Annotated in this window: 7 protein-coding genes; 5 read left to right on the top strand and 2 right to left on the bottom strand. The window is 46.2% G+C overall.

Annotated elements, in window-relative coordinates; genetic code table 11:
- The coding region (locus tag WBA89_RS20875; RefSeq protein WP_424409148.1) for a hypothetical protein at window positions 1-212 on the bottom strand (212 nt) is incomplete at its 3' end.
- 222 nt (window positions 213-434) lie between these two features.
- Here WBA89_RS20875 and WBA89_RS20870 point away from each other — a divergent pair.
- From WBA89_RS20870 to WBA89_RS20855, 4 genes are all read left to right on the top strand, one after another.
- On the top strand, window positions 435-2,009 hold the full coding sequence (locus WBA89_RS20870; protein WP_424409147.1) for a nucleoside transporter C-terminal domain-containing protein: 1,575 nt from the start codon (window positions 435-437) through the stop codon (window positions 2,007-2,009).
- A gap of 350 nt (window positions 2,010-2,359) precedes the next feature.
- Window positions 2,360-2,965, top strand: coding sequence for a DUF3318 domain-containing protein (locus tag WBA89_RS20865; RefSeq protein WP_424409145.1), 606 nt, complete (start codon window positions 2,360-2,362; stop codon window positions 2,963-2,965).
- A 179-nt stretch (window positions 2,966-3,144) separates the two neighbouring features.
- A complete protein-coding gene (locus WBA89_RS20860) occupies window positions 3,145-3,285 on the top strand; it encodes a hypothetical protein (RefSeq protein ID WP_424409144.1) in 141 nt (46 codons plus the stop codon).
- Between the two features lie 2 nt (window positions 3,286-3,287).
- Entirely contained in the window at window positions 3,288-3,713 is a 426-nt protein-coding gene (locus WBA89_RS20855) for an HNH endonuclease (protein WP_424409142.1), read from the top strand.
- Between the two features lie 279 nt (window positions 3,714-3,992).
- On the opposite strand, the gene WBA89_RS20850 is transcribed toward WBA89_RS20855, so the two are convergent.
- Entirely contained in the window at window positions 3,993-4,250 is a 258-nt protein-coding gene (locus WBA89_RS20850; protein ID WP_424409141.1) for a helix-turn-helix transcriptional regulator, read from the bottom strand.
- Between the two features lie 151 nt (window positions 4,251-4,401).
- Here WBA89_RS20850 and WBA89_RS20845 point away from each other — a divergent pair, with 151 nt between their 5' ends.
- Window positions 4,402-4,812, top strand: coding sequence for a hypothetical protein (locus WBA89_RS20845; protein ID WP_424409139.1), 411 nt, complete (start codon window positions 4,402-4,404; stop codon window positions 4,810-4,812).
- Window positions 4,813-4,920: the final 108 nt, after the last annotated feature.

Below are 4,920 nucleotides of genomic sequence, written 5' to 3'. Positions count from 1 at the left end.
TCGCTACTCCAGGCCCACCACACGCCGCCGCACTGACAGCGATAAAATTCTTGCCACTTGCGACGCTGGAACTCGCTGTATACTGGCGATCGGCGATTAATCCAGACCTCGCGGGCATCAGTGCAGCTAGCACCGCACTTGGGACAGCAAAACTCAGTAGCGTGAACCGCCGTCGCAGTCCATTCGGGAGGATGTGGAGCAAAAGCTTCCATGTGTTGCGTGTTTTTATTTAAACTGCTGGTAATTACGGCAAATCAACGGTTGCTAAAGATCCGCTTCCGCTGGCGCTGACATAAACAACGACATAAATACGCTGTTTAGTGCGTAATTGATCTGCTAATTATTTTTTTTGGCACTTGCCGTCCGATGAATAGTATAACTGATGTGGTGCAAACCGTCGATCGGCATTCTCAGTTATTTCAAGGACTAGGCTTATGTCTATTTACAACTTTATCTCATTTCTGGGCATTTTTGGGCTCTGCGCGATCGCCTGGATTTTCTCAGAAAACCGCCAAGTTCGTTATATACCTTGGCGCGTCATCATCTGGGGCATTGGGCTGCAATTAGTCTTAGGATTTTTAGTATTCCTGTTTCCCCCAACTCGCATCGCCCTAGAATGGTTTACTAGCTTGCTCGATGGAGTATTCACCGCTGCTGACACCGGAGCGAGATTTGTATTCGGGAGCAATATAGTACCAGTACCGGGTAAAGATCCGGCAATTAATTTAGGATATATTTTCGCCTTTCGAGCTTTACCGACAGTAGTCTTTTTTTCCGGCCTCATGGCCTTGCTTTACAACATCGGCGTGATTCAAATTGTCACCGAAGTTTTTGCCAAAATATTTTATAAGACAATGCGGTTGAGCGGCGCAGAAGCCCTCAGCGGCGCAGCCAATATTTTCGTAGGAATAGAAGCAGCAATTGTCGTCAAGCCTTACTTGCCGCAAATGACCCGTTCCGAAATTTGTGCGATCCTCTCCTGCTGTTTTGGAACCGCCGCTTCATCAACTTTAGCAATTTACGTCAGCTTTCTAAAGCCTGTATTTCCCAATATTTTAGGACATTTAGTTTCCGCCTCAATTATCGCCATTCCCGCTTGTTTTGTCCTCTCCAAAATTTTAGTTCCCGAAACAGGAATACCGCTGACAATGGGCGGCATCCCCAAGGAAGAACGGAAACCTCAAGGCCGCGAGTTTGTGGGCGAAGAAATTTCCGAAACGGACGGCGAAATCCGTCAACAAGAGACAGTTGGCGGAGAACCCATCGAACGAGTCAGCCCTTTGGATGCAGCGATAATTGGTGCATTGGACGGTGTGAAAATGGCAGTAGCCATCGCCGCTGTTTTGATTTTAATCTTGGGCTTAGTTTCCTTAATCAATCAATTCTTCGCTTGGCTGGCCGTGTTGCCGGCTCCCATCGGCACAATCTTTAGTTTTGTCACCCTGCAAAACATCCAAGGAGTCTTATTTTACCCGCTAACCTTGTTAACTGGAGTTCCCATTGAAGATTCTTGGGTAGCATCAGTAATCATCGGGCGGCGGCTGTTAGAAACCGCAATTCCGCCCTATCAAAGTTTAGCAGAAGCCGCCAAACAAGGACTGATTAGCGATCGCACAGTTTTGATTGTCAGTTACGCCCTTTCCGGCTTCGCGCACCTAGCATCCGTCGGTATATTTGTCGGCGGTACGATCGCCCTAATTCCATCCCGCCGCAAAGACATTTCCGAGCTCGGTTGGAAAGCATTATTTGTCGGCACCCTAGCAACAATGATGATTGCCTGCATCGCCGGCTTATTTGACACCGGAGACTCCAGCATTTTAGGCGTTCAGACAGCCCCTGCTGCCCCGATAAGCGCTCCTGCTTCCCCGAAACCGCTGGCATCCCCCGCCGCGACTTCCAAGCCGTCAGTTGCTCCAGCAATTGCCAGCCCGAAGCCTTCGCCGAAAAGTGAAAAAGTGGCTCCGAAAGCTCAAGAATCTCCTAAATCTGAACCCAAGAAAACGCCTTAAACAAGGTATGAGTTAAGGACACTTAACGTCAAACCTAGTTCCAGTATTCTGTCTGGCGATTAAGGCCAGATCCCCCCTAACCCCCCTTAAGAAGGGGGGGACAAGAAGCGGTCAAAGTTCCCCTTTTATTAGACGGGAACTGGAAGCGGTCAAAGTCCCCCTTTTTAAGGGGGATTTAGGGGGATCTAGACTAAGTAATAAGCGAAATTCATCACACCAATTCCCTCTTCTTGATGACTAATGACCAATGACTAATTACTAATGACCAATGACTAATGACTAATGACCAATGACTAATGACCAATGACTAATGACTTCTTCCCTCTTCCTTCTTCCTTCTTCCTTCAATCATGAATCCCGAACCTGAAATTCGCCGCCTGTTAGATGTGATGCCCGCTTCCGGTCGCATGACGTGTAAAATTATTAATAAGCCTCAACAATCGACGGTAATTGATTGCGATTTTCCTTTGCCTTGGAATCAATCTCGACCGATTTATATTAATTTTGATTTGTGGAGGTTGCTATCTAAGCCGCAGCGAGATTTGCTGCTATTGCGAAATGTGAGTTTTTTGGGCAATTTCAAGTGGTTTAAGCTGGATATTTATCAAGGTGCTGCTCTGGCGGGAATTGTCGGGACTGTTGTAGAGTTGTTGCAGCCAGATGCGATCGGCACTGCGATCGCCGGTGGTTTGACTGGACTGGCGATGACTCGAATTTGGCGCGACAACCGCAGTTCGCAAGTAGAGTTAGATGCTGACGAGACGGCGATTAAAGTCGCTCTCAGGCGCGGTTACAGCGAAGCCGAGGCCGCCGGACATTTGCTCTTTGCTATTGAAGCTGCGGCGCAAATTGAAGGGCGCAGTTTGGATTTTAATGAGTTGATTCGGTGTCAGAATTTAAGGGCGATATCGGGTATTTCGGCGGTGGGGGTGCCGGATAGTGTCAGGAAAGATTGAAAAAAACCTTGATATAATCAAGACGGAAACCCATAAAATCCACAACTATGCTAATCCTGCCAAAACTGGAAAACCTGCGCGATACTCTACCTATAGAAGGAGCTGTCCGAATTGAATTAGTGGAAGGCATACCCATTTTTAAAGCCTCCACCGCTGTCAAAAATTGAATCCAAGAACTGTTGGATAAACAACAAACTTTGCCCCTAAATCATGAGGAAGAACAAGAACTCAATCTTTACGAAGAAATCGACGATTACCTCAGTTTTGTCAATCGGACTGTCCGCAATCTTTTCTTGGGTCAGATTCAGCCTGCTGTGTAGAAATGTCCGCTCGCCGTCAAATCCCTGAAAATATCCAAAATCAAGTTCGTCAGAGAGCCAACTGTCTGTGCGAATATTGTCATGCCTCCGAACAATGGCAGTACGTAGAGTTTACTATCGAACACATCATTCCCTTAACTAAAAATGGGACTAACGATATTGACAATTTGGCACTAGCTTGCTTTCACTGCAACCGCAAAAAATCTAATAAAACTACAGCGATAGATGTTCAATCAGACGTAGAAGTACCCTTGTTTAATCCCAGACAAGATAGTTGGAACGAACATTTTATTTGGTATGCAGATGGATTATTAATAGTTGGTTTGACTCCAATTGGACGAGCTACAGTTACAGCATTATACCAATTTCATAAAGTAGCGCTAGATATTACCCCCCCCAACCCCCCCGCGATTTCGGGGGGGAGCTAAAACTTCATCTATACCACATCTTTATAAAAATGGTATTAGTCTTAAATCGAGAGAGAGTGCTTAATATTCGGGCCGCTGACAAAGCTATAAAACGACATCCACCTGCAGGGGATTTAATTCAATCAGACAGTTGAGCATACTGAGAGTTACTCAAAGTTTGAGCGGCTACCTCTGCCACAAAATTTGTACTGCAATGAAAGATCGATTCCTGCCGAAAGCTTCGCTAACGCACTTATTTTAATTATTTTAATCGAAAGCGCGATCGACCAATCTATCCCCCTATGACTCTTCATCATCTACTCGCCGACTGAGATAATCCGGCAATTCATCAAAAGATACCCCCACCAAACGGCAAAAATCCCTGATTTGCCGAACAGTCATCGTCGGTTCGTCTCCCTTTTCCCATCGTCGCACCGACGAACCCGATACGCCCATCAGTACAGCCAACTCTTCTTGGCTGAGGTTAGCATCCTCCCGCAGTCTCCGAAAAGGCAACTCATTTTCTGGTTGCCGTTGACGTTTCCTTTTTTTTACCATATTATTGCAGTATCTTAATTTAAGCGCTTAAATTAAGCGCTTAAATTGATTATGATAGGCACAACCATAGTCAAAACAGACTGCACTAACAATAAAAGATGCAAGTCTGTCAGTTTTCTATGGGCAAACATACCCAATTTACAATACAACCATGAACACTCCAGAAACTCTGAACGCTTGGATTATTTACCGACTGCTGCCCAACTTTCAGCGCTTACCCGTCGCGCAATTTCGCAGCCGCAGCGAAGCAGAATCTTCCCTGAAAGTCATCCGGCAACTGCTGCCCAATACCGAATTAATACTTGCTTTCGAGGTTGGGCAAGACAATCCAACTGCCGAATTCATGCAGCCTCCTGCTAAGCAGCCAAACTTGCCAACATCAGTTAACCGAGAACTCTTGAAACTTTTCATTATCAGTTCTCGTCCTGTTGTTTCCCGCGTCATTCATTCTTTTCACCGCGATAATTTTGCCTGCGCTACTGACTGGAGCCCGCTTGTTCCAACTCAAAATCCCGGTGAAGTGATGAGCGTCTTAATTAAATATTTTGCCGCTGATGCTTAGCGGGCGATCGAACGGTTTGTAGTGTGGAATGCGAGTCCGCTCTTTGTTGCGGACTTCAGTCCACACTACAAACCTGAATTCTTGCGATCGCCCGCCCGTTCAAAAACA

It is taken from the genome of Microcoleus sp. (genome assembly GCF_049646505.1).
Classification (GTDB): Bacteria; Cyanobacteriota; Cyanobacteriia; order Cyanobacteriales; family Microcoleaceae; genus Microcoleus.
This window is presented reverse-complemented; position numbering and strand designations above follow the sequence as displayed.